Below are 22,928 nucleotides of genomic sequence, written 5' to 3' on the forward strand. Positions count from 1 at the left end.
TGCTTACGCTTATTCGGTAAAAACTTCTATTTTAGTGTTTGGAAACAGTAAATATATAAATTTTTGACATGAAAAAAATCTTACTTGGATTAGCTGCCTTATTTTTATGCATTCAGGCATCACAAGCACAATTGTTGCCGAGTTTAAAGCTTGGTGTAAAAGGTGCATTGAACTTTTCTAGCTTACGCGCAGATGGAAAATGGTTAAATTCTGATACAAAAACAGGCTTCCAAGCAGGTATTTGGGGTCGTGTAGGGGCGGCAGGCTTCCACGTGCAACCGGAGTTGTACTACACGCAGAAGAAAGCCGGTTATGAATCGGACGAGGGGAATGGCGAAGCGACCTTCAAAAGTTTAGATTTACCTATTCTTTTGGGTACCAAGATCGGCATCGGCCCAGTAGGGTTCCGTATCCAGGCAGGACCTGTATTTTCCTTTGCACAGGATGGAAAGGTAACTTTCGGATCGGCATTGGATAAAGAAAGCTATAAGAAATCATCCACAGGGCTTATCGGCGGTATTGGCGCTGATATCAGCAAGTTCACGGTAGACCTTCGTTATGAGCACGGCTTGAATAAATTGAGCACGGAAGGTGGCGATAGAGGAAGCCAACGAATTTCCATGTGGTCCATCGGTGTTGGCTACGCATTCTTGTAGGCAATAATATCCGTTAAACTAATTTTAGGCCTGATTTGATAAAAATCAGGCCTACTTTGTTTTAAATAATTAGAACCATTCTAAATTAGTCCTTTTTTGTATATAAATCTCATTTTTGTGTCACCAAATAGATAGATTTGCGTACTTAATTTAAATTCATAGTAATAATGAGTAAATCAAAGCCAGTATTAACATCTTCACTAGGGAAGAAACTAATCATGAGCTTGACAGGATTGTTCTTATGTACATTCTTAATCGTTCACTTGATTGGTAACTTACAACTATTCAAAGATGATGCGGGGTATGCGTTCAACAATTACGCTTATTTCATGACCCACTTCACCCCAATCAAAGTAGTTTCCTACTTACTTTACGCTTCCATTATCATTCACGCGGTTTACGCTTTAATCTTAACCCTTAAGAATAAGGCTGCACGTCCTATCGGATACAACCAATATGATGGTAAATCCAACAGTGCATGGAATTCCCGCAACATGGGGATTTTAGGTACGGTCCTGTTAATCTTCATTGTTACGCACATGCAGAATTTCTGGTACCAATACAAATTTGGTACTACGCCATATGTGGAGTACCGCACGGAGATCGCAACAGGTAATCAGGAGATCACCCAGTTGGATGATGTGCCTGCGGACTATATTGGTTATTTGCGGACAGAAGATTCAGGTGTTGAGCTTGTGAAGTCTAAGGACTTATACAAACAAGTTGCTGTAACTTTCCAGAATCCGTTCTTGGTAGGTCTTTACGTACTGGGGATGGCTGCGCTATCGTTCCACTTGATCCATGGTTTCAAGTCGGCGTTCCAGACGGTAGGTTTCAACCACAGACGTTACAATGGAATTATCCAAGCGATCGGTGTTTGGGTATTCGGTATCATCGTTCCGATCCTATTCGCTGCGATGCCGTTGTATTTTTATTTTGTTAAATAGGTTATTTACAGATTTCGCGGAAGCGCGATCTTCTAAATAAAGAAAGAATATGTTAGATTCAAAAGTTCCTGCAGGCCCACTGGCCGAAAAATGGGCGAAACATAAATTTGAAATGAAGCTGGTTAACCCAGCCAACAAGCGTAAGTTTACCATTATCGTTGTTGGTACAGGATTGGCTGGAGCTTCAGCTGCTGCAGCATTGGCAGAGTTGGGTTACAATGTAAAGACCTTCTGCTACCAGGATTCTCCAAGACGTGCACACTCTATTGCGGCACAAGGGGGTATCAATGCGGCGAAAGATTACCAGAATGACGGTGACTCTGTATTCCGTCTATTCTACGATACGATCAAAGGTGGTGACTACCGTGCGCGTGAGGCAAACGTATACCGTTTAGCTGAAGTCTCGGTAAACATCATTGACCAATGTGTGGCGCAAGGTGTTCCTTTCGCTCGCGAATACGGCGGTCTGTTGGATAACCGTTCATTCGGTGGTGCACAGGTATCCCGTACGTTCTATGCACGTGGTCAAACGGGACAGCAATTGCTATTGGGTGCATACTCTGCCCTAAACCGTCAGATCGAAAAAGGAAAAGTACAATCCTATACCCGTCACGAGATGTTGGATTTGGTGAAGATCGATGGTGAAGCACGTGGTATCATTACCCGCGACTTGGTTACCGGTAAGATCGAATCCCACGAAGGTCACGCGGTATTGTTGTGTACTGGTGGATACGGAAACGTGTTTTTCTTGTCTACAAATGCAATGGGCTGTAACGTAACGGCAGCTTGGAGAGCGCACAAACGCGGTGCTTTCTTTGCGAACCCTTGTTATACGCAGATCCACCCGACTTGTATCCCGGTAACAGGTGATCACCAGTCGAAATTGACCTTGATGTCCGAGTCGTTGCGTAACGACGGACGTGTATGGGTTCCGAAATCGGTTGAAATGGCTGAGAAACTTCGTAAAGGAGAAATCAAGCCTAAAGATATCAAAGAGGATGATCGCGATTACTTCTTGGAGCGTAAATACCCTTCATTCGGTAACTTGGTTCCTCGTGACGTGGCTTCACGTAACGCAAAGGAAATGGTTGACGAAGGCCGCGGTGTTGGTAAATCCGGAGTTGCGGTATTCTTGGACTTCGCTGAAGCGATCCAACGTTTGGGCAAGGATGTTGTCGAAGCGAAATATGGTAACTTGTTCGATATGTACTATCAGATTACGGATGAGAACCCATATGAGCAACCAATGCGTATCTATCCTGCGGTTCACTATACTATGGGTGGTGTATGGGTTGACTACAACTTGATGACCACGGTACCAGGTTTATACTGTTTAGGTGAGGCGAACTTCTCCGATCACGGTGCGAACCGTCTTGGTGCGTCAGCTTTGATGCAAGGTCTTTCCGACGGATACTTTGTTATTCCTTACACTGTAGGTGACTACTTAGCGAAAATCGGAAACTTTAAACCAGTTGATAAGAACAATCCGGCGTTTGAGCAAACTCGTCAAGAGGTTGAAGCACGCGTGAACAAATTGTTGTCCCTAAAAGGTAGCAAGACTGTTGATGATATCCATAAGAAATTAGGACACATCATGTGGGAATACTGTGGTATGGCGCGTACAGCAGAAGGTTTGACGAAAGCGAAAGGCTTAATCCAGGAGTTGCGCAAGGAATTCTGGTCCGACGTATGTGTGTTGGGTGAGAATGAAGAGCTGAATATGTCCTTGGAAAAAGCAGGTCGTGTTGCTGACTTCTTGGAGTTGGGCGAGCTGATGGTTGTTGATGCCTTGGAGCGTAATGAATCCTGTGGTGGTCACTTCCGTTTGGAATCGCAAACTGAAGAAGGCGAGGCAAAACGTGATGACGAGCACTACGCTTATGTTGCAGCTTGGGAATATAAAGGCGATGACCAACCTGAAGTCTTGCACAAAGAGGAGTTGGTATTCGAAAACGTGAAGTTAACACAAAGAAGTTATAAATAAGCAATAGGCTGCAAAGCCTATTGTTACTCAATAGTATTATTATGAGTGGACATTTGAATTTAACGCTAAAGGTTTGGCGTCAAAAAAATACAAACGACAAGGGTCAATTCGTAACTCTTCAAGCGAAAGATATCGCCGATGATATGTCCTTTTTGGAAATGTTGGACGTGGTAAATGAGGACCTTACACGTAAGGGCGAAGATCCAATCTATTTTGACCATGACTGTCGCGAAGGTATCTGTGGTATGTGTTCGTTGGTAATCAATGGACGTCCGCATGGTCCTAAATACGGCATTACAACATGTCAATTGCACATGCGTTCTTTCCACGATGGACAAACAATCGTGATCGAACCTTGGCGCGCTGCAGCTTTTCCGGTATTGAAGGATTTGGCTGTGGACAGAACATCTTTCGATCGTATCCAGCAAGCTGGTGGTTATGTGAATATCAATACCGGTGGTGCACAGGATGCCAACAACATCTTGATCCCTAAACGTGTTGCTGATGAGGCTTTCGAGTCGGCTACCTGTATCGGTTGTGGTGCTTGTGTTGCCGCATGTAAGAATGCTTCTGCGATGTTGTTCGTATCGGCGAAGATCTCTCAGTTCGCTTTATTGCCACAAGGGCAAACAGAGCGTTACGAGCGTGCGCAAGCAATGGTTGACCAGATGGATGCTGAAGGATTCGGTAACTGTACCAATACAGGTGCTTGTGAAGCCGAATGTCCTAAAGGCATTAAATTAACGAATATTGCAAGAATGAACCGCGAGTACTTCACGGCGAAATTCTTCCGTCAAGAAGACGTACACCAACACTAAGGGTACTTTTTCGGTATAAAACTCCTCGCAAAATTAGTTGCGAGGAGTTTTTTATTTATATTTACCCTCAATAATCACCAGTAAATGGGTAATAAACTTAGAATCCTCCTACTAATCCTAACTGTATCCTTCTTGGCTACCGCCATTATGATCAATAATATGATCACGGAAGATGATATGTTGGAATTGGATACCAGGACACTCTCCACCAACATTCATAAATATGAAGAAAAGGTCGATGACCTTTTCGCCGATTCTGCCTTGATGAAGGCCTTTGTGAATGTGGATGTTTATCCAACCCAAGTGCTGGAGTTTACCGAGAAAGTTGTTGCTAAGGATCGCATCTATTTCTATATCTATAAGGATCATAAACCCATATTCTGGGGGAATAACAATTACGTTCCAGAGACGGATAGCGGTTTGCAATCCGATGTGTCCTTTATACGGGATGACAACCGTTCCTTTATCCTAAAGCGTAAGAACCTGACGGAATCCATTTCCGTTATTGCGTTGATTCCTGTCCGCACCCATTTCGGCATCAATAACGATTACCTCCAGAATATTTTCTCCAGGCGCTTGATCAAGACCAATAACTTGACGATAGCCGATTATACAGATACAGAAAACATCAAGAATATCTACAGCAAAACAGGAGCCTATCTCTTCTCCGTGAAGCTGAATCCGGGAAAGCATGACAATATCTTTATGGATATCCAGTTTGTCTGCTGGATTTTTGCTTCCATCTGTTTCATTATCCTGGTGAACAACATCTGCTTGATGTTGGCCAAACAGGGGAGACCTTGGTTTTCAGTTTTCTTCTTCGGACTCATCTTGGTGCTTACGCGCTATGTAGATCTCAATACGAATTGGTTGGCCTCTACCTCAAGTTTAGGGCTGTTCGATCCGAAATATTATGCCTACAGCCCGGTATTGCCGAATCTTTGGGCTTTCTTTATGACCACGCTGTTCGTCGGTTGGTTCGTTTTCTACATTCGGGCAATTCAACCTTACCTGAAGGTCCCTTTGAAAAAGCTACCCGACCAGTTGACACCTATATTTTCCCTGCTGGTTATCCTGAGTGTCTATCTGGTCAGTAACCTACTATTTTACCACCTGTCCACATTGATCACCAACAGTACATCGGTGACGTTGGACCTGACCAACCTGCTGTCCTTTAATTCCTATAGCTGGTTCAATATTTTGATCATCTGTATCAATATGGTGATCCTGCTCTATTTTATCGATACGGTCGTGAATACCTTAAAAGCTATTCTGCCCAATACCACCTCTTTCCTGAATATTCAGTTGATTGCCTTGGTTACTGCAATTATCCTGAACGCGATCGTTATTGGTGAGAATACTTTTTTCAACATATTCCTCGCAGCGGTCATCATGCTTCGGGCATACAGCAAGGTGCGTGTGAATTTATCGATGTCGACCTTTATCCTGACCTTGATCTTCCTTTCCTTTATGACGACCTCTGTGTACATGCGCAGTCTGAAAGAAAAGGTAGAGCGGGAGATGAAGGTGACCCTGAACCAACTGGAATCAGAAGATGACCTAAATGCCACAGCCCTCTTTGTTGATCTGGAGAAGAAACTGGTGAACGATGAAAACCTAAAACAGTTGTTTGCGATCAGTTTACCGACTACCAACACCTCGATTATCACCGATTATATCAAGACGAATTACTTCAGTGGGTATTTGTCGATGTTTGAGTTCAATTCGTTCTTCTACTACAACGATCAACCATTGGGACCTTATAATGCCAATAAGATTGATGAATACCGGGAGAAGGTAATCAATAAATCCACGAAGGTGCAGCAGACGGATCATTTCTATCGCTTGAGCAGTGATTTGGGAACGCATGAATATTTTATGCAGTTTGATATCCCGGTGAGTGACGAGAATGATGAAAATGTTGTTCAGGTTTTCATCAACCTGAAGAATCGAGCTTTTGGCACGACCTTGCCCTATCCGGAGATCCTGACTGATAACAAGGTGGAATTCATGCGCAGTTACCAGAACAATTCATCCTCCTATGCGCTTTACCGGGACGGTATGTTGGTGACGCAGAACGGATCATTTACTTATCCAAATAAGGATGAGGTATTCGGCGGGAAGGTGCAGGAGTACACAACCATGGAAGACTACAATGGCTTCTTTAATGTGATCTATAAACCGGATGCCCATACCACTTTGGTGGTGAGTACGCCGCAGTTGAGTCTGTGGCAATCCGTCGCGGTATTCTCCTTTCTGTTCCTGTGCTTGTATATCTATTTCATGCTGTTCGATGGCATCAAGTACGTGGTCAGTACCATAACCCAGAAGGCCTTTAACCTGCGCAGCTTGCGTTATCACTTCAAACTGATCATCAACCGGATTCAATACAGTACCCGGATCCAGACCATGATCATTGGTATCGTGATCTTTGCAATTCTCATATCGGGTTTGATTACCTTTATATCGATCTCCGGACAATTGGAAAAATCCAAGGTGCAACAGCGCTTAAGTTATATCCTGGATGTGGTGAAGAAAATTGAAGGTAACCTGCAAGATGCCAATACGCCTGCAGAATCGCAGATTCAAGAAATCGTTAAGCTCTTATCCGAGTCTTCTGTAACCGATTTCAATCTGTACAATAAGAATGGAAAGTTGATCCACTCCTCGCAAAATAAGATTTATGAAATGCGTTTGGTGTCCAAGTATATCAACCCGGTAGCCTTTAACAACCTGAACGTTCTAAAGAAGTCAGAGACCTTCTTAAAAGAGCGCATCGTTTTCTTTGAGTTTGGGTCCAGTTTTGCGACAATCAAGAACAACGATTACAGCAATATGCTGTTCCTGAATATTCCATACTTCACCTCTCTGGAGGAGGAGAATGCGAATCAGAACTTGCTCCTGAATACCTTATTGAATATTTATACCATCATTATCCTGGGCCTAGGGTTTCTATCGATCTTGGTAGCGAATTCGATTACCAAGCCTTTGAACTTGATTGGGAAGAAATTATCACAGACCATTTTCAGCAATAAGCCGAATGAGCCGCTTTATTGGGAGAAGGATGATGAGATTGGCGCCCTGGTGAAGGAATATAACTTCATGATCGTCAAGTTGGAGGAAAATGCCAAGCAGCTCATGAATGCGGAGCGTGAATATGCTTGGCGGGAGATGGCCAGACAGGTGGCACATGAGATCAAGAATCCACTCACACCAATGAAATTGGGTATCCAGCAACTGACACGCAGTTATACGGAAAATGATCCGCGTTTTGAGGAGCGTTTTTTCAAGATTTCCAATTCGTTTATCGAACAGATCAACAGCCTTTCCCGGATTGCTACAGAATTCTCCAACTTTGCTAAGTTGCCGGATACAAATCTGGCGAAGATCAATATCATTGAGAAGATCAATAAGTCGGCAAACGTATACCATAACAACCACAACACCTACATCAAGATCATCAATAATACTGATCAGGAAAAGGTATTTGTTTTGGGGGATAAGGATCAACTGTTGCGCAGTTTCAATAACTTGATCAAGAACTCCATTGAAGCGTCCATTGGTCGCAAGAAACATCTGATTAGCATTCTGGTGGAATATCAAGACGTAGATCATGTCAAGATCATCGTGAAGGACAATGGTATGGGAATTCCATCGGATGTGATTCCAAAGATCTTCCAGCCGAATTTCACGACAAAGAGTTCAGGAACAGGATTAGGCTTGGCCTTTGTAAAGAAGACTGTGGAATCCATGAAAGGTGATATTTCCTTTGTCACTTTTGAAGGCATCGGAACGACTTTTACGATTATCCTACCGCTCTATAAGGATGGTGATTTGGAAGGAGAACGAAGCTAACCGCAGACGGTTTGTTGGCTACTGCTATTTTTCCGCTTTCGGATCGAAAGCATATACTTCGAAATTATCAATGTACAGTTTGGACTGGAGGTCATCGTACATGTAGTTTTCATACAGGTACAAGCTGCCTTCTGACACATTCAGGTATATGCTCGTGTTCTTTTTGTTGGGCAGAAAAAGCTCCGCTACAGATTTGTCCTTGTTGAAAAGAATGAAAGCAGGAAATCCTTGATTTACTTCGTTCACGGTCTTTGGTTTTAACGTGATGCCATCTTTCAGGATCGGTATGCATGCATGGTGCATATTGCTCCACAGGTACCCAGCTACCAGATTGCAGCCCTGGCCATCCTGCTCACTTCCATACATCTCCACCAAGATGTCCCTCTCCGAAGTGTTCAAGTTACATGAAGACAAGAAAATGAAAACTGCTGAAAATAAAGTGAATCTTCTCATGCCGTTATAAACTAATTTTTACTGATTAAGCACAAATATATAGTTAATCACTTCGGATTTTCGCAAATATCTGAACTATAATTCCTATTTTAAGGATGTGATTGCTAGGGTGCAACAGCTTTTGACCTGAAATCGCACCGATTATATTCTTGACAGTTCCTATTTACTAGTTTTGCGTGCCTTATGTTTACAAGATTGTTGGTATTAGAGTGGAAATCATTTTTCAGGTCATCAAGTTTTGGGAGTGGGCTTGCCATCAAGTTGCTCATGGGGTTCTTGGCAATATACTTCTTATTTGTCTTTTTCAGCTTAGGTCTTGGCTTGTATGCGCTTTTGGAGGAGAACTTTCCGAATGAGGAACCTTTAATGGCATTAAACCGCCATTTCCTGTATTGGTTCGTGTGTAGTTTCTTGTTTAGAATGATGCTTCAGAAACTTCCTCTGTTGAACATAAAGCCTTTGCTGATCCATAACATTCCCCGATCTACGATCGTGCATTATACGCTGGCCAAAACGCTGTATGCCTTTTTTAACCTTTTGTTGGTGGTATGCCTGATCCCATTTACCATAGTGGTTCATCATTCCACTGGCATGAGTTATGGGCAATTGCTGCCTTGGCTGTTAGCGATACTGTTTACGGAATATGCCCTGAACTTTACCAACCTCCTGGTCCAAAATAAATCGGATGATGGCATCAAAAAATTATTGCCTATTCTGGTTTTTGGTCTCATCTGTTATGCATTGGATTATTTTAAAATATTCTCCTTTGCTTCATATTTCGGTGCCTGCTATGATGTGGTGCTGGAAAACCCGGTATTGCTTGTTGTTCCGGTGATTTTAGCTGTTCTGTGCTACTATCTTCTATTCAAGGATATTCGAAACAGGTTTTATCTGGATTCTTTTATAAAGACCAAGAATATGGCTGAAAAGGATGTTGACCTCAGTTGGACCGATCGCTTTGGCGGTATCTCTCCATTTTTACAGCTGGATTTGCGCTTGATCTGGCGGAATAAACGTCCCAGACACGCTACGGTCATAGGAATAATCTTTTTAGCGTACGGCCTGATGTTCTACACCGACAATAAGTATGCTGATAGTTCAATGTATGTATTTGCAGGTATTTTTATGACTGGTATATTTCTGATGAACTTCGGACAGTTCATACCCTCTTGGGACAGCAGCTATTATCCCATGTTGATGACGCAAGATATATCCTTTAAACAATACCTTGAGTCGAAGGTCATACTGATGTACATATCCGTTGCTATTCTGTTTGTGCTCAGCACGCCCTATATCTACTATGGTTGGAACATCGTGGAGACCAATTTAGCATGTGCCGTCTACAATATCGGGATCAATGTACCGGTCATTCTCTATTTTGGCACAAAGAATAGGAAACGTATCGATCTGGATAATGGGAATTGGTTTAATTCGCAGGGGATAGGTGCAGCACAATGGTTGGTCGGATTTCCACTCCTGGTTCCGCCTATCATATTTTGGGCAATTCCCAAGGTTATTTGGAATCTACATGTGGCGAATGCCATATTAATGCTAATTGGTATTGTCGGGCTAATCTTTCGAAGTCGCATTTTATCGTGGATCAGTGAAAAATACGCCAACAAAAAATATAAGATGCTGACGGGTTTTAAAGAAGTAAATAATTAACATATTGGATAGCAGAACATGATCGAGATAAAGAATCTAGTCAAAAGTTATAACCAAGTGAAAGTCTTGGATATTCCGCATTTGAAAATTAGTAAGGGGGAAAGCATAGGTCTTGTCGGGAATAACGGGGCAGGAAAGACTACCTTATTCAGCCTGATGCTCGACCTTATACTACCAGACCAGGGAGCAATTTACCTGAAGGATATTTTGGTCATGGGGCATGATGAATGGAAGGGCTTCACGAGTTCATTTTTAGATGACAGTTTTTTAATTGGATACCTGAAACCGGAGGAATACTTTTATTTCCTAGGCGAACTCCGCGGGTTGAACAAGCAGGATGTGGATGTGACTTTGGCCAAATATGAAGATTTCTTTAATGGTGAAGTAATCGGTAAGCGTGCCTATATCCGGGACTTATCCAAAGGAAACCAGAAGAAAGTAGGTATCATCGGTGCTCTGATCGGCAATCCGGAGCTGATCATCTTGGATGAACCCTTTGCCAATCTGGATCCCAGTACGCAATTCCGGTTGCGTGGTCTGATCAATGCATTGCGGGCGGAAAGGGAAGTAACTCTGTTGATCTCCAGTCACGATCTGTCGCATACGGTGGAGATTTCGGACAGGATTATTGCCCTGGACAAAGGGGAAATCATTAAGGATATCGAGAAAAATGAGGAAACGCTTGTTGAATTGAATGCGTATTTCCAGCAAGATTAGGTAATTATCGAATGCTTTAAGAACTAAAAAAGGCAACTCGTACGAGTTGCCCTTATCAGATAGATATGTCGATTTCTATTCTTCTTCTTTGATAGCAGCTTGATCCAAATCCTGACCTGTTACTTCTGCTCTGATCTTGGTTTCCAATTCGTCCATTAAGTCCGGATTATCCAACAAGAGTGCTTTTACGGCATCACGACCCTGACCGAGTTTGGTGTCTCCGTAGCTGAACCAAGATCCGGATTTCTTAACAATCCCGTACTCAACCCCTAGGTCAATGATTTCACCTACTTTGGAAATACCTTCACCAAACATAATGTCAAATTCAGCGATGCGGAATGGAGGAGCTACTTTGTTCTTCACGATTTTCACTTTTACGCGGTTACCAGATACCTCGTCTGAGTCTTTGATCTGGGAGGTACGGCGGATATCCAAACGTACGGAAGCATAGAATTTCAGCGCATTACCACCGGTTGTTGTTTCTGGATTACCGAACATCACCCCAATTTTCTCGCGCAATTGGTTGATGAAGATACAACAACAGTTTGTTTTTGCGATGGTACCTGTCAATTTACGCAAGGCCTGGGACATTAAGCGCGCCTGAAGACCCATTTTGGATTCACCCATTTCGCCTTCGATCTCGCCTTTAGGCACCAATGCAGCCACCGAGTCGATCACGATGACATCAATCGCACCGGAGCGAATCAAGTTGTCGGCAATCTCAAGAGCTTGCTCACCGTTGTCCGGTTGGGAGATCAGTAGGTTCTCCACATCTACGCCTAATTTCTGGGCATAATATTTATCAAAGGCATGCTCCGCATCGATAATGGCAGCAATACCACCTTTTTTCTGAGCTTCAGCAACGATATGCGTCGCTAAGGTTGTTTTACCTGAGGATTCAGGACCATAAATCTCAATAATACGGCCTTTAGGCACCCCGCCAATTCCCAACGCAATATCCAAACCCAATGAACCCGTAGAAATCGCTTCGATAGGTTCAACAGCTGAATCACCTAGCTTCATGATGGTTCCTTTACCGTAGCTCTTTTCTAATTTATCTAAAGTAAGCTGTAACGCTTTTAATTTGTCTGAGTTGCTCATATTTTTAGTATAATGTTGTCAAAAATAAATTATATAATTCAAGTATGCAAATATAATGCTAAAAAAATTAGTTTTATATTTTAACTTCTTTAAAATTAATGGTTTTCGGTTTAGATTTTATTTTCCTGTGTTATTTAATCGTTATTTTTTTCCACGAGTTTGGCCTTTTAGTTTTTCTCGAAATACTTACAAAAGTAGGTAATCGGGCAGATTTCGCATTTCGGATTCCTGGCTACGCAGATGTATCGACCGTGTAGGATCAGCCAATGGTGCGCCATCGCAATGGTATCCTTTGGCAGGTACTTAACCAATTGTTTTTCTGCCGCTAGGGGTGTTGTTGCTCGATTGGTCAGGCCCAGTCGGTTGGCAACACGGAAGACATGGGTATCCACAGCCATAGCCGGATTGTGGTAGACTACCGATGAGATGACATTCGCTGTTTTTCTGCCTACTCCTGGCAGCTTCACCAGGTCCGCAACCTGTTCGGGCACCTCGCTGTTGAAGTCCTCAACCAGCATTTTGGCCATGCCTACCAAATGCTTTGCTTTATTATTCGGATAACTTACAGAACGGATATACGTGAATACTTCATCGGGCGTACTGGCGGCCAGCGATTCCGGTTCTGGAAAGCGCGCAAATAGTGCCGGCGTCACTTGGTTGATACGCTTGTCCGTGCATTGAGCCGAAAGGATAACTGCAACGAGCAACTCATAGGGATTCCCATAATTTAATTCCGTTTCCGCATCGGGATTGTGCGTGGAAAAGTAAGCAACAAAAGCCTTGTAACGATCTTTTATAAGCATAGCCAAAGATACGGATTGTATGGTAGAATATGACGATTGGAGTTTTATGTGAAGCACATATTAAATGTAACTAAAAAACATTAAAATTAAATAAAAAGAAAATTGTGTTTGTAAATTCAGAAGTGATTTAATAACTTAGTGGTAGTTAATGGTAGGGCGATAGTCCATTCTGTTTAACAAGTTAAATTTATTTATATATTGTTCGTTTACAAATTTCAGTACTTATCATGCTTTGCTTCATTTCCAATCTCTTCAAGAAAAATTCAGTAGCAGAACCCAACTACATTCATGTAAGTTCAGAAGGTAAGATATCCATCCGAACCGAAGATCTCCTTAGGCAAACGGAAGTGATCCATACCATTGAGAAGCTCCTGAATTCTCCCATGATCCGTGAAATCGATGAACGCAAAAAGAGACGTGCGGGTTTATAATGAGTTTCAGTATACTGATTCTTCCGCTTGCATCGGGATATTTCATTCTAACGCGGTCGTATTATTTTAAATATCAGCAGCAAAGATTAGATAGACAAAGTTTATTGTTTGAAACCGTAATTTTTGCTGTTTTGATTTTGACTGTCGGTTTTCTCCTAAAAACCTTTGTCTATGATTATGTCATTGATCCTTTCCTTAAATCTTACATTAATCAACTTAATCCATTTAGGTCTACCGCATATTCAGGTACAGTGTTTTTTTGTTTTATGCTGAGCATTCTGTGTACCTATGCGAGTAATTTATTCACCAATAAAGAAGAGCAGGTATATTGGGCAATCAAACGGATCGGAAATGAGTTTGAGCTCTTGGTTTCCCGTTCCGTAAAGGAAAGAAAGTTAATATTAATATCGCTAAAATCAGATAAGTTCTATATTGGTTGGGTAAAGGAATTTCCCATTCCTTCAGTTTCAAATTATTTACGGATCATACCGGCAATTAGCGGTATTAGAAACGATGATAAACAGCTTGAATTCAAAGAACATTATTTACATACATATGCCAAATTCATTTTAGATGCAAAAATTAAAGCAATTTCCGACCTAGAAACTGATGTTGTCATCAATATCCCTGAGGTGCTTACGATTTCCTTCTACGACCAGACAATCTATGATGGAGCCTATTGAGTTTTAACTTCTTCTTAAACCCTCCAAATCTTGGTAATAATCTTTCGCTTGATCCGTTTCCAGGGTTAACTCTTCCAGGATGCCGACAATATCTTCCGTGTCTTCCAACACTGCAACTTGCTCAAGAATTGTTTCGAGTGTTGAGATAAGCTGCTGTAAGGCGGGCAAGAGCGGTTCAGCATCTGCTGCTGTTTCGGGAAAGTGGATTTCGAAATTATCGTTAAATTCCAGGAGCTGATCCACCAATTTATTTAAAACAGGTGCGCAAGTTTGTTCTTGTATTTCCTCAGATGCTAAAACATTCGCTAGGAGCTTAGCTTGATCCTCAGCATGTCGATGCATTTTTTCAATCAGGGTTAAGGGTATGCTTTCTTGCTTATCCATTAATTTTTAGCTGTTTGAACGTTTATAGAGGCAAGTTAATAAGAATATTCGAAGGGGCAAGAGGGAATGAGGTTCCTTTGGACTATTAAACACTTAATCTAACGGGGGGTAATGATTTTACGGATTTTTAAGCGGTGTCGGATAGGGTAAAATCGACGAAGCCACTCATTTGTGGAGTGGCTTCGGATTATAACTTACGTAAGGCCTTTGAGTAGTTGAGGATGTTTTCGATTGTTTTGTCTTCTGGATCTCTTGACAATTGTTGAATGCAACTTTTAAGTTTATCCTCGAACTTTATCTCAACGTTATTATCTTGACTGATACCTGAAATTAGACCTTCGTAATTTACTTCTTGAATGTTAGTAGAGTTTTCCACCATAAGCATCTTTGTTTTTTATTCTAAACGCAAGATACTAAGCATTATTGTGAAAAATTTAACATTTTTTTACTTTTTCGAAGAAAGTAATTTATTAGCCTCAGCGATCGCTTTGTAAGCATTTACAATACCTCCACTGGTGCTGATTTCATCCAAGTAAACTTTTTTGGAGCTACCGTCTTTTTTGACTTTCACCTTTTGGTCAACTTTAGTCACACTGTTCATGATCACTTGTTTCACCTGCTCGGCAGTAAGTGTTGGGTAATAAGCACGGATCATAGCTGCCAAACCTGCAACCACTGGAGCGGCCATACTCGTTCCTTGTTCTTCTTTGTATTTCGATTCCGGTACGGTGGAGTTGATCTTCACGCCGGGTGCAAACACGTCGACACTACGGTAACCGAAATTGGAAAAGTCTGCCAATAGATCGTCGTTCAACTTCCAGCCGGAAGCACCTACGGTGATCCAATTTTTAGCTTCGCCCACAACAGCATCCAAGCTGTCGGTGAAATATTTCGTCGGGTAGTTTTTCTCGATGTCATTGTCCTGCCCATCATTTCCGGCAGCATGTACCAACAGTACATCTTTCGATTCGGCGTATTTTACAGCCTCATCCACGGTTTTCTTGTTGAAGGCATAGCCCTTTCCAAAGCTCATGTTGATGACCTTCGCGCCATTGTCTACCGCATAGCGGATGCCGTTTGCTACGTCCTTATCACGCTCATCACCATTGGGAACCAAGCGTACCGCCATGATTTGAACCTGATCGGAAACACCATCGATACCGATGTTGTTCTTGCGCTTAGCACCGATGATACCCGCCACGTGCGTTCCGTGTCCTGCATCCGGACCTTTGACATCGTTGTTGCCATAGATTCTTTCGGAAGCATCTTCGTAATTATCTCCAACAATATTCCTTGGGTCAAAATCTTTGTTCAAATGGAAATCTACCTGGTCGGAATAATATTTCACTGCTTCATTCAGGTCGGTGCTGAATTTCTCGAAGGAACCATTATCCAATTCCTTTTTAGCAATGCGCAAGGCCATTTTCTGTCCGTCATTGGTGGCTTGGAAAGCATCCAAATCCGCTTTGGTAATGTCTTTCGCCGGTTTGCCTATAGCTTTTGCAATGGCATCCACATTGTCCTTCAGTCTGCCGTAATTAACCTTACCAAAAGAAGCTTCATCCATTTTGGACGTATAATCCGTGATCATTTTTTGGTAGGCAACAAACTCCCTTCTTTCTTTTTCAGAGAGTGGGGTTGTCGGAAGTACGGAAATATATTTGGGTTCGTAGATGCGGATTAGGCGGGTAACCTCCAAATTGTCCTGATCTACATTTTTCCCATCTTTGTTTCCGATGAAATTCCAACCGTGTACATCATCGATGTAGCCATTGCCATCATCATCCTTGCCATTTCCGGGGATTTCCTTCGGATTCGTCCAGAGGACATCCTTTAGGTCCTCATGTTGCACATCAACACCGCCATCGAGCACGGCTACAATAACGGGCGTTGCTTTGCGCCCCTTGAGCAATTCTTGCGCCTTTTCCGTACTGATTCCCATGATACCATCTGCTTGATAGTCTAGGTTATACCAATTTGCTGGTGGATTATCTTTTTTGTCTTGGGCAAAACCAAGTGCTGGAAGAATTCCTAACGCTAAATAGCACAGAAATTTATTTGTTCCGATCATATTTTTAAAGATTATAATTCGACAAATTTACTATTTTCAATAAGATACTTTTGTTAATTAATCTAAAATCCTAGATAATTTGTTTTATTTTTAAAGCAGTTCTAACCAAACGAATTTAAATATATGAAAGATAAATATCTAATTGGTTTAATACTTACAGTCATGATATCATCCTGCTCACCTGAGGGGACTTCCCAAAAAGCACCTGTTAACTGGCCAGATGCCACTCCACCGGTTGCTGAAAAGAAAAATTTTGACCGGATCATCCATAATGATACGGTAGTCGATCCATATTATTGGATGAATGATTATTTCAAAAAAGGGCCAGATTCCTCGCGTGTCGTTGCCTATCTAGATGCTGAAAATGCCTATACGGAAGCGATGATGAAGGATACTGATGGTCTTCAGGATGTACTCTTCAAGGAAATGAAGGGCCGGATCAAAGAAACTGATGAGAGCGTGCCGTATCTGCGCAACGGGTATTATTATTACCAGCGCACGGAGGAAGGAAAACAATACTACAAGCTATGCCGCAAGAAGGGCAGTTTGGATGCACCTGAGGAAGTGCTATTGGATGTGGATAAGATGGCAGAGGGATTTGCCTATTATGCCCTGGGTGGTGCTACGGTAAGTCCGGACAATAAATTGTTGGCCTATGGTGTCGATACTGTATCCAGAAGGGAATATGTCATTCACATTAAGAATTTGGAGACCGGAGAAATCCTACCGGACCGTATCATCCGCACATCGGGAGGTTCGGTTTGGGCAGCGGATAATAAAACGTTGTTCTATACGGCGAAAAACCCCGTAACCCTATTGAGTGAAAAGATCAAGCGCCATACCCTAGGTGCCCCAGTTGATAAAGACGTTGTTGTGTATGATGAAAAGGATAATACCAACTATATTGGGGTCTGGAAATCGAAGGACGATCAATATATTTTCATTTATTCCGGAGGAACGCTGAGTTCCGAAACGAGGTACCTGAAGTCAGATGACCCCAATGGCACCTTCCAGGTTTTTCAACCCCGGATAAAGGATGTGCTCTATTCCGTTACGCCACTAAAGGATAAGTTCCTGGTCGTGACGAATGACAATGCCAAGAATTTCAAAGTGATGGAAACGCCGCTGGACAAAACGGGGAAGGAAAACTGGAAAGAATATATCCCGCACCGGTCCGATGTTTTGGTGGAAGGGATCGATGAATTCGAGAACTTTATCGTGGTGTCTGAAAGAAAGAATGGTCTGTCGCAACTTGCCATTCGGAACTTGCAGGACAACAGCCAGCATTACCTGGATTTTGGAGAAGCTGCCTATACCGTGTATTCCAGTACGAATGTAGAATACAACACGGATATCTTACGCTATGGCTATACTTCCATGGTAACTCCGTCTTCAACCTACGATTATAACATGAAGACGAAGGAAAAAACCCTGATGAAACAACAAGAGGTACTGGGTGGATATGATCAAAAGCAATACGTTACGGAGCGTAAGATGGCCAAAGTAACTGATGGCTCGATTGTTCCGATTTCTATTGTCTACAAAAAGGGAACAAACCTGGACGGCAAGGCGCCGCTATTGCTGTATGCATACGGTTCCTACGGTAGTTCCATGGATCCGACGTTTAGCTCTTCTAGGCTATCACTTTTGGATCGTGGATTTATCTATGCCATTGCCCATATTCGTGGGGGCGAGGAGATGGGTAGGCAATGGTATGAGGATGGCAAGATGATGAAGAAGAAGAATACCTTTACGGATTTCATAGATTGTGGAAAATACCTGATTGCCGAGAAATACACCGCCAAAGAGCATCTATATGCGCAGGGGGGTAGTGCCGGTGGATTGTTGATGGGTGCTGTGATCAATATGGCTCCTGAAATTTGGAATGGAGTCATTGCACAGGTGCCATTTGTGGATGTGGTAAACACAATGTTGGATGAAAGCATCCCTTTGACTACGAATGAATACGATGAGTGGGGTAATCCGAATAACAAGGAAGCCTATGACTACATGAAGTCTTATTCACCATACGAAAATATTGAGGCCAAAGAATATCCGAACCTATTGGTGACAACGGGTCTGCACGATAGCCAGGTGCAGTATTTCGAGCCGGCAAAATGGGTGGCTAAGCTACGCGATATCCGAAAGGGCAAGAACGTGATCCTCTTGAAAACAGATATGGAATATGGACATGGGGGCGCATCGGGAAGGTTCGATTACCTGAAAGATGTGGCATTGAACTATGCTTTCCTATTTAAATTGGAAGGTATTACCAAATAAGTTAACCCTTTATCATAAAAAACCGCCGATTGATATCTTCAACCGGCGGTTTTTTTATGTAGATGCCATCGCAGAACCTGCGGGCTGTTTACTTCTTGTTCAAGCTGTCCAAGCGGTTTTCCTCTTCCGCTTCGCGGGCATCGATCTGATGCTGCTTGTAGTTTTCCATGGCGATCTTACTCGCACGTTGGGATACCACCAGACCAAAAATGGCCACGACCGTAACAACCAGGATGCCCCACATGTATTTCTTCTTGTCCTGTTTAACCAACCAGTACATGAATAGGATATAGGGGATAACGAATAACGCGTAGAAAAATATACTTGGACCTACCATAGCTGAAAATTTTATGCAAAGCTAAGGAATTATTTAAACAATCGGACCGATCTTACTAAGCGGGGTGAAATCTTACACAAGAATGAAAGTTTAAAGAAAAACATATCTGATTTTTAAACGTTTCAACAATAGGAAAGTCTGATTGAAAGGTTTTCAATGATCTTCGTGGGAGATTATTTTATAAATAAAAAAACAACATAGAAATTGCATAAAAGAAAAAAATAATTGTTTACTTTTGCGCAGTCTAATCACTCAATATAAAGACAATTTAAATGTATAGTAACAAGGTATATATGGACACTTTCACCCAAGCTTATCGCAAGCTTCGTGCAAGGGCATATTATGCGCTGCATACATTCAATTGTCCAATTCTACGATTTCGACGACCTATACTGCCTCGAGCTTGATTTGCCGAGGCAGGCAAACTTCCCCGTATTCCGTTATTCATCCTTTCGATGAGTGACATTCAAATTTAGATTAGTTTATTCAAATACATTAGTATTTAATTTTTAGGTCGACATTAGTAAATGACAATCTCCGATTTTTTGATTATTCCTGCATCAGCAAATCATATCCATTATGCTGATCAAATCTGTGACGAAATGTTCGAGTCTGCAAAGGCTCGCGGTACAGGTATTGCGCGTAGAAAGCCAGAATATGTGGCGCGCAAGATGGAGGAAGGCAAGGCGGTTATCGCCCTGCATAAGGACGGTACCTGGGCAGGTTTCTGTTATATCGAAACATGGGGGCATGGTGACTATGTTGCCAATTCAGGCCTGATCGTAAATCCTATTTTCCGTAAAGTGGGTTTGGCCAAGGCCATTAAGAAACGGGTCTTTGAATTGTCGCGCGAGAAATATCCGAACTCCAAGATCTTCGGTTTAACGACCGGTTTGGCGGTGATGAAGATCAACTCCGATTTGGGCTATGAACCAGTAACCTATTCCGAGTTGACCCAGGATGAGGAATTCTGGAAAGGCTGTCAATCCTGCGTGAACTATGATATCTTAATGTCCAAGGATCGCAAGAACTGCATGTGTACTGCCATGTTGTGGGATCCGGTGGAAAAGGAAAAGGAACTGAAGGAAAAGATCCTGCGCAAGGCGGAAGCAAAGGAGCGGTTGGATCGCATCTCCAAGAAACAAAGCCTCCTGAAACGGATCGAGGCAAAGCTTTGGAAGTCGACCAAAAAGATGGTCGCAACAGTATTTCCGGTAGGTGCAAAACCGGTAAAAGGATTTTAAATTAGTATTTTTGAGCATCAGCATATAAAGAATTATAAAATGAAGAAAGTAGTTTTAGCATTTAGCGGCGGTTTGGATACCTCTTTCTGTTGTATCTATCTATCCCGTGACTTAGGTTTAGAGGTCCACTCGGTAATCGTAAATACCGGCGGCTTTTCAGAAGAAGAATTAAAAACAATTGAAAAGAGGGCCTATGAACTAGGTGTTAAGTCGCATACTACGATCGACGAAACCGAAGATTATTACCAGGATACGATCAAGTATCTTATTTTCGGGAATGTCCTTAAGAATGCTACCTATCCACTTTCTGTTTCAGCGGAGCGTGTATGCCAAGCAACGGCGATTGCGAACTACTGCAAGAAAATTGGTGCAGAATGCGTAGCCCATGGATCAACGGGAGCTGGAAATGATCAGGTTCGCTTTGATATGATCTTCCATACCTTAATCCCAGGCGTTGAAATCATTACACCGATTCGTGATCTGCAACTTTCAAGAGAAGATGAAATTGCTTATTTAAATAAACATGGAGTGGAGTATTCGGCTGAAAAGGCAAAATATTCCATCAACAAAGGCCTTTGGGGAACTTCTGTCGGTGGAGCTGAAACATTGACGTCTAACCAGTATCTTCCGGAGTCTGCATGGCCAACACCGGTTACTTCAACCGAACCACGCCAGATTACCATAGACTTTGAAAAAGGTGAGCCTGTGGGATTGAACGGCGAGAAGATTGGTGCAGTTCGTGTAATCCAAGAATTGCAGGCAATTGCACAGCCTTATGGTATCGGTCGCGATATCCATGTCGGTGATACGATCATTGGTATCAAAGGACGTGTAGGTTTTGAAGCTGCCGGCCCAATTATCTTGGTCAAAGCGCACCATGCGTTGGAAAAACATACGCTAACAAAATGGCAGTTGTCCTGGAAAGACCAATTGGCAGGTTTCTATGGAAACTACATGCACGAAGGGCAGATGCATGACCCAGTAATGCGTGATATGGAAGCTTTCTTGGCAAGTTCCCAGGAAACGGTTTCCGGACGTGTATTCGTGGAGTTGCACCCACATCGCTTCATTATTTTGGGTATCGAGTCCGAGCATGACCTGATGTCCAACAAGTTTGGTAGCTACGGAGAGATGAACAAAGGCTATACCGGTGATGATGTGAAAGGCTTCTCCAAGATCTTCGGTAACCAGACCATTATTTGGCATAAGGTAAACAATAAGGACTAAATGAGTTCCCCGCATACCGAATCGAGCCCCTCTCTAGGCTACATTGCACAGCCTGTGATGGCGCAGGAAGACTCCTCGATTCGGGACCATTCAATTTGCATGGATGCAGGGCTTTTACAGACAAAAGAATAATAGTTGAAAATGGGTGCAATGGAAACATCGTACCCATTTTTTATGAAATAAAACACTATGGAAAAGATTAAAGTTGGCATTGTAGGTTCTGCAGGTTATACGGGTGGTGAATTGTTAAGGATCTTGATCTATCATCCCCAAGTGGAAATCGTATTTGCGAACAGCGCTTCGAATGCTGGCAATAAATTATCGGATGTACATAACGATCTATTCGGTGATACGGATCTTACTTTTTCTTCTGATTTCCATTCGGACATCGACGTCCTATTCCTATGCGTAGGACATGGAGATGCCAAAAAGTTTCTGGACGCAAATCCTGTCGATCCAGCAGTAAAGATCATCGATCTTTCTCAAGATTACCGATTAAGAGCAAACACGGCTTTTGGAGGAAAGAATTTTATCTATGGTTTACCGGAATTGAATAGGGAAGCTATCCGTTCTGCGTATTATATTGCAAATCCAGGATGTTTCGCAACCAATATTCAGCTGGCGCTTTTGCCTTTGGCAAGTAAAGGACTGTTACCTGAACAATTGCATGTAAATGCAACTACAGGATCTACTGGAGCAGGGCAGAAGCCTTCGGCAACGACCCATTTCTCTTGGCGGAACAACAACTTATCAGCCTATAAATCCTTTGATCACCAGCACTTGCAGGAGATCTCAGAATCATTGGATCAGTTGCAGTCAGGATTCTTACCTCAAGGATCAGGAAGCCTGTTGGAGCGTGCTGCGGAAAAGATCAATTTTGTTCCGCAACGCGGTGATTTTGCCAGAGGTATTTTTTCGGCAATCTATGTAGATTCCGACCTGACTGAAGAGGAAGCGTATGCGCTGTACGATGCATATTATGAAACGCATCCCTTTACCCATGTCTCGAAGGCGAATATTGATCTGAAGCAAGTGGTAAATACCAATAAAAGCATTATCCATCTTGAAAAACACGGCAACAAATTGTTGATCCTGAACGCAACGGACAACCTGTTGAAAGGCGCATCCGGACAGGCGGTTCAGAATATGAATTTAATGTTTGGTCTTGACGAAAAAACAGGGTTGAATTTAAAATCTGTAGGATTCTAATCTTTGGTGTTGAACGGAATTTAAGAAGCAACAATTCGAGCCAAAAGATAGTGCTCTTTGCTT

19 protein-coding genes are annotated in these 22,928 nt (G+C 42.5%); 13 read left to right on the forward strand and 6 right to left on the reverse strand.

What is annotated here, in order from left to right; genetic code table 11:
- Window positions 1–68 precede the first annotated feature (68 nt).
- The 5 genes from G6N79_RS06115 to G6N79_RS06135 all read left to right on the forward strand — a co-directional run bounded on the left by G6N79_RS06115 (window position 69) and on the right by G6N79_RS06135 (window position 8,260).
- Window positions 69–656 carry a porin family protein gene (locus tag G6N79_RS06115; RefSeq protein ID WP_103906787.1) on the forward strand — a complete coding sequence of 196 codons (588 nt, stop codon included), beginning with the start codon at window positions 69–71 and terminating at the stop codon, window positions 654–656.
- A gap of 167 nt (window positions 657–823) precedes the next feature.
- Window positions 824–1,603 carry a succinate dehydrogenase cytochrome b subunit gene (locus G6N79_RS06120; protein ID WP_103906788.1) on the forward strand — a complete coding sequence of 260 codons (780 nt, stop codon included), beginning with the start codon at window positions 824–826 and terminating at the stop codon, window positions 1,601–1,603.
- A gap of 49 nt (window positions 1,604–1,652) precedes the next feature.
- The gene (locus G6N79_RS06125; RefSeq protein WP_103906789.1) at window positions 1,653–3,587 is read left to right on the forward strand and encodes a fumarate reductase/succinate dehydrogenase flavoprotein subunit; all 1,935 of its coding nucleotides are present in this window, start codon (window positions 1,653–1,655) and stop codon (window positions 3,585–3,587) included.
- A gap of 41 nt (window positions 3,588–3,628) precedes the next feature.
- Window positions 3,629–4,405, forward strand: a complete 777-nt coding sequence (locus tag G6N79_RS06130; RefSeq protein ID WP_103906790.1) for a succinate dehydrogenase/fumarate reductase iron-sulfur subunit — start codon at window positions 3,629–3,631, stop codon at window positions 4,403–4,405.
- 84 nt (window positions 4,406–4,489) lie between these two features.
- Window positions 4,490–8,260 carry an ATP-binding protein gene (locus G6N79_RS06135; protein ID WP_103906791.1) on the forward strand — a complete coding sequence of 1,257 codons (3,771 nt, stop codon included), beginning with the start codon at window positions 4,490–4,492 and terminating at the stop codon, window positions 8,258–8,260.
- A 24-nt stretch (window positions 8,261–8,284) separates the two neighbouring features.
- Here G6N79_RS06135 and G6N79_RS06140 read toward each other — a convergent pair whose 3' ends face one another.
- On the reverse strand, window positions 8,285–8,713 hold the full coding sequence (locus G6N79_RS06140) for a hypothetical protein (protein WP_146060637.1): 429 nt from the start codon (window positions 8,711–8,713) through the stop codon (window positions 8,285–8,287).
- 183 nt (window positions 8,714–8,896) lie between these two features.
- Between G6N79_RS06140 and G6N79_RS06145 the strand changes: the two genes are divergently transcribed.
- Complete coding sequence (locus tag G6N79_RS06145) at window positions 8,897–10,378, forward strand: DUF5687 family protein (RefSeq protein WP_146060638.1); 1,482 nt, start codon at window positions 8,897–8,899, stop codon at window positions 10,376–10,378.
- A gap of 18 nt (window positions 10,379–10,396) precedes the next feature.
- A complete protein-coding gene (locus G6N79_RS06150; protein WP_103906794.1) occupies window positions 10,397–11,095 on the forward strand; it encodes an ABC transporter ATP-binding protein in 699 nt (232 codons plus the stop codon).
- A 75-nt stretch (window positions 11,096–11,170) separates the two neighbouring features.
- Here the strand turns inward: G6N79_RS06150 and recA are convergent, their stop codons facing one another.
- On the reverse strand, window positions 11,171–12,196 hold the full coding sequence (gene recA, locus G6N79_RS06155; RefSeq protein WP_103906795.1) for a recombinase RecA: 1,026 nt from the start codon (window positions 12,194–12,196) through the stop codon (window positions 11,171–11,173).
- Between the two features lie 167 nt (window positions 12,197–12,363).
- Window positions 12,364–12,999, reverse strand: a complete 636-nt coding sequence (gene nth, locus G6N79_RS06160; RefSeq protein WP_103906796.1) for an endonuclease III — start codon at window positions 12,997–12,999, stop codon at window positions 12,364–12,366.
- 227 nt (window positions 13,000–13,226) lie between these two features.
- Here nth and G6N79_RS06165 point away from each other — a divergent pair, with 227 nt between their 5' ends.
- Both G6N79_RS06165 and G6N79_RS06170 read left to right on the forward strand, forming a co-directional pair.
- Entirely contained in the window at window positions 13,227–13,430 is a 204-nt protein-coding gene (locus G6N79_RS06165) for a hypothetical protein (RefSeq protein ID WP_103906797.1), read from the forward strand.
- 266 nt (window positions 13,431–13,696) lie between these two features.
- Window positions 13,697–14,113 (forward strand): hypothetical protein, encoded by a 417-nt coding sequence (locus tag G6N79_RS06170; RefSeq protein WP_103906798.1) that lies wholly within the window; start codon window positions 13,697–13,699, stop codon window positions 14,111–14,113.
- A gap of 3 nt (window positions 14,114–14,116) precedes the next feature.
- Here G6N79_RS06170 and G6N79_RS06175 read toward each other — a convergent pair whose 3' ends face one another.
- Together G6N79_RS06175 and G6N79_RS06180 are read right to left on the reverse strand one after the other, a co-directional pair.
- The gene (locus tag G6N79_RS06175; RefSeq protein ID WP_103906799.1) at window positions 14,117–14,497 is read right to left on the reverse strand and encodes a hypothetical protein; all 381 of its coding nucleotides are present in this window, start codon (window positions 14,495–14,497) and stop codon (window positions 14,117–14,119) included.
- A 445-nt stretch (window positions 14,498–14,942) separates the two neighbouring features.
- Window positions 14,943–16,568, reverse strand: a complete 1,626-nt coding sequence (locus tag G6N79_RS06180; protein WP_103906801.1) for a S8 family peptidase — start codon at window positions 16,566–16,568, stop codon at window positions 14,943–14,945.
- Between the two features lie 162 nt (window positions 16,569–16,730).
- Here G6N79_RS06180 and G6N79_RS06185 point away from each other — a divergent pair, with 162 nt between their 5' ends.
- Complete coding sequence (locus G6N79_RS06185; protein WP_234993217.1) at window positions 16,731–18,848, forward strand: S9 family peptidase; 2,118 nt, start codon at window positions 16,731–16,733, stop codon at window positions 18,846–18,848.
- Between the two features lie 88 nt (window positions 18,849–18,936).
- On the opposite strand, the gene G6N79_RS06190 is transcribed toward G6N79_RS06185, so the two are convergent.
- Window positions 18,937–19,185 carry a hypothetical protein gene (locus G6N79_RS06190; protein ID WP_103906803.1) on the reverse strand — a complete coding sequence of 83 codons (249 nt, stop codon included), beginning with the start codon at window positions 19,183–19,185 and terminating at the stop codon, window positions 18,937–18,939.
- Between the two features lie 527 nt (window positions 19,186–19,712).
- Here G6N79_RS06190 and G6N79_RS06195 point away from each other — a divergent pair.
- The 3 genes from G6N79_RS06195 to argC all read left to right on the forward strand — a co-directional run bounded on the left by G6N79_RS06195 (window position 19,713) and on the right by argC (window position 22,865).
- Window positions 19,713–20,429, forward strand: coding sequence for an N-acetyltransferase (locus G6N79_RS06195; protein ID WP_103906804.1), 717 nt, complete (start codon window positions 19,713–19,715; stop codon window positions 20,427–20,429).
- Window positions 20,430–20,468: 39 nt separating this feature from the next.
- Window positions 20,469–21,656: an argininosuccinate synthase gene (gene argG / locus G6N79_RS06200; RefSeq protein ID WP_103906805.1), complete on the forward strand. Its 1,188-nt coding sequence runs from the start codon at window positions 20,469–20,471 to the stop codon at window positions 21,654–21,656.
- Window positions 21,657–21,845: 189 nt separating this feature from the next.
- Window positions 21,846–22,865 (forward strand): N-acetyl-gamma-glutamyl-phosphate reductase, encoded by a 1,020-nt coding sequence (gene argC / locus G6N79_RS06205; protein ID WP_103906806.1) that lies wholly within the window; start codon window positions 21,846–21,848, stop codon window positions 22,863–22,865.
- Window positions 22,866–22,928: the final 63 nt, after the last annotated feature.

Origin of the sequence: Sphingobacterium lactis, assembly GCF_011046555.1 — a bacterium.
Taxonomy (GTDB): domain Bacteria; phylum Bacteroidota; class Bacteroidia; order Sphingobacteriales; family Sphingobacteriaceae; genus Sphingobacterium; species Sphingobacterium lactis.

Coding starts and splice junctions, on each gene's coding strand:
- G6N79_RS06125 (WP_103906789.1), top strand. CDS start 1,653: ATGTTAGATTCAAAAGTTCCTGCAGGCCCACTGGCCGAAAAATGGGCG.
- G6N79_RS06130 (WP_103906790.1), top strand. CDS start 3,629: ATGAGTGGACATTTGAATTTAACGCTAAAGGTTTGGCGTCAAAAAAAT.
- argG (WP_103906805.1), top strand. CDS start 20,469: ATGAAGAAAGTAGTTTTAGCATTTAGCGGCGGTTTGGATACCTCTTTC.
- G6N79_RS06135 (WP_103906791.1), top strand. CDS start 4,490: ATGGGTAATAAACTTAGAATCCTCCTACTAATCCTAACTGTATCCTTC.
- G6N79_RS06180 (WP_103906801.1), bottom strand. CDS start 16,568: ATGATCGGAACAAATAAATTTCTGTGCTATTTAGCGTTAGGAATTCTT.
- G6N79_RS06140 (WP_146060637.1), bottom strand. CDS start 8,713: ATGAGAAGATTCACTTTATTTTCAGCAGTTTTCATTTTCTTGTCTTCA.
- G6N79_RS06195 (WP_103906804.1), top strand. CDS start 19,713: ATGACAATCTCCGATTTTTTGATTATTCCTGCATCAGCAAATCATATC.
- G6N79_RS06145 (WP_146060638.1), top strand. CDS start 8,897: ATGTTTACAAGATTGTTGGTATTAGAGTGGAAATCATTTTTCAGGTCA.
- recA (WP_103906795.1), bottom strand. CDS start 12,196: ATGAGCAACTCAGACAAATTAAAAGCGTTACAGCTTACTTTAGATAAA.
- G6N79_RS06150 (WP_103906794.1), top strand. CDS start 10,397: ATGATCGAGATAAAGAATCTAGTCAAAAGTTATAACCAAGTGAAAGTC.
- G6N79_RS06170 (WP_103906798.1), top strand. CDS start 13,697: ATGCTGAGCATTCTGTGTACCTATGCGAGTAATTTATTCACCAATAAA.
- G6N79_RS06190 (WP_103906803.1), bottom strand. CDS start 19,185: ATGGTAGGTCCAAGTATATTTTTCTACGCGTTATTCGTTATCCCCTAT.
- G6N79_RS06115 (WP_103906787.1), top strand. CDS start 69: ATGAAAAAAATCTTACTTGGATTAGCTGCCTTATTTTTATGCATTCAG.
- nth (WP_103906796.1), bottom strand. CDS start 12,999: ATGCTTATAAAAGATCGTTACAAGGCTTTTGTTGCTTACTTTTCCACG.
- G6N79_RS06120 (WP_103906788.1), top strand. CDS start 824: ATGAGTAAATCAAAGCCAGTATTAACATCTTCACTAGGGAAGAAACTA.
- argC (WP_103906806.1), top strand. CDS start 21,846: ATGGAAAAGATTAAAGTTGGCATTGTAGGTTCTGCAGGTTATACGGGT.
- G6N79_RS06185 (WP_234993217.1), top strand. CDS start 16,731: ATGATATCATCCTGCTCACCTGAGGGGACTTCCCAAAAAGCACCTGTT.
- G6N79_RS06165 (WP_103906797.1), top strand. CDS start 13,227: ATGCTTTGCTTCATTTCCAATCTCTTCAAGAAAAATTCAGTAGCAGAA.
- G6N79_RS06175 (WP_103906799.1), bottom strand. CDS start 14,497: ATGGATAAGCAAGAAAGCATACCCTTAACCCTGATTGAAAAAATGCAT.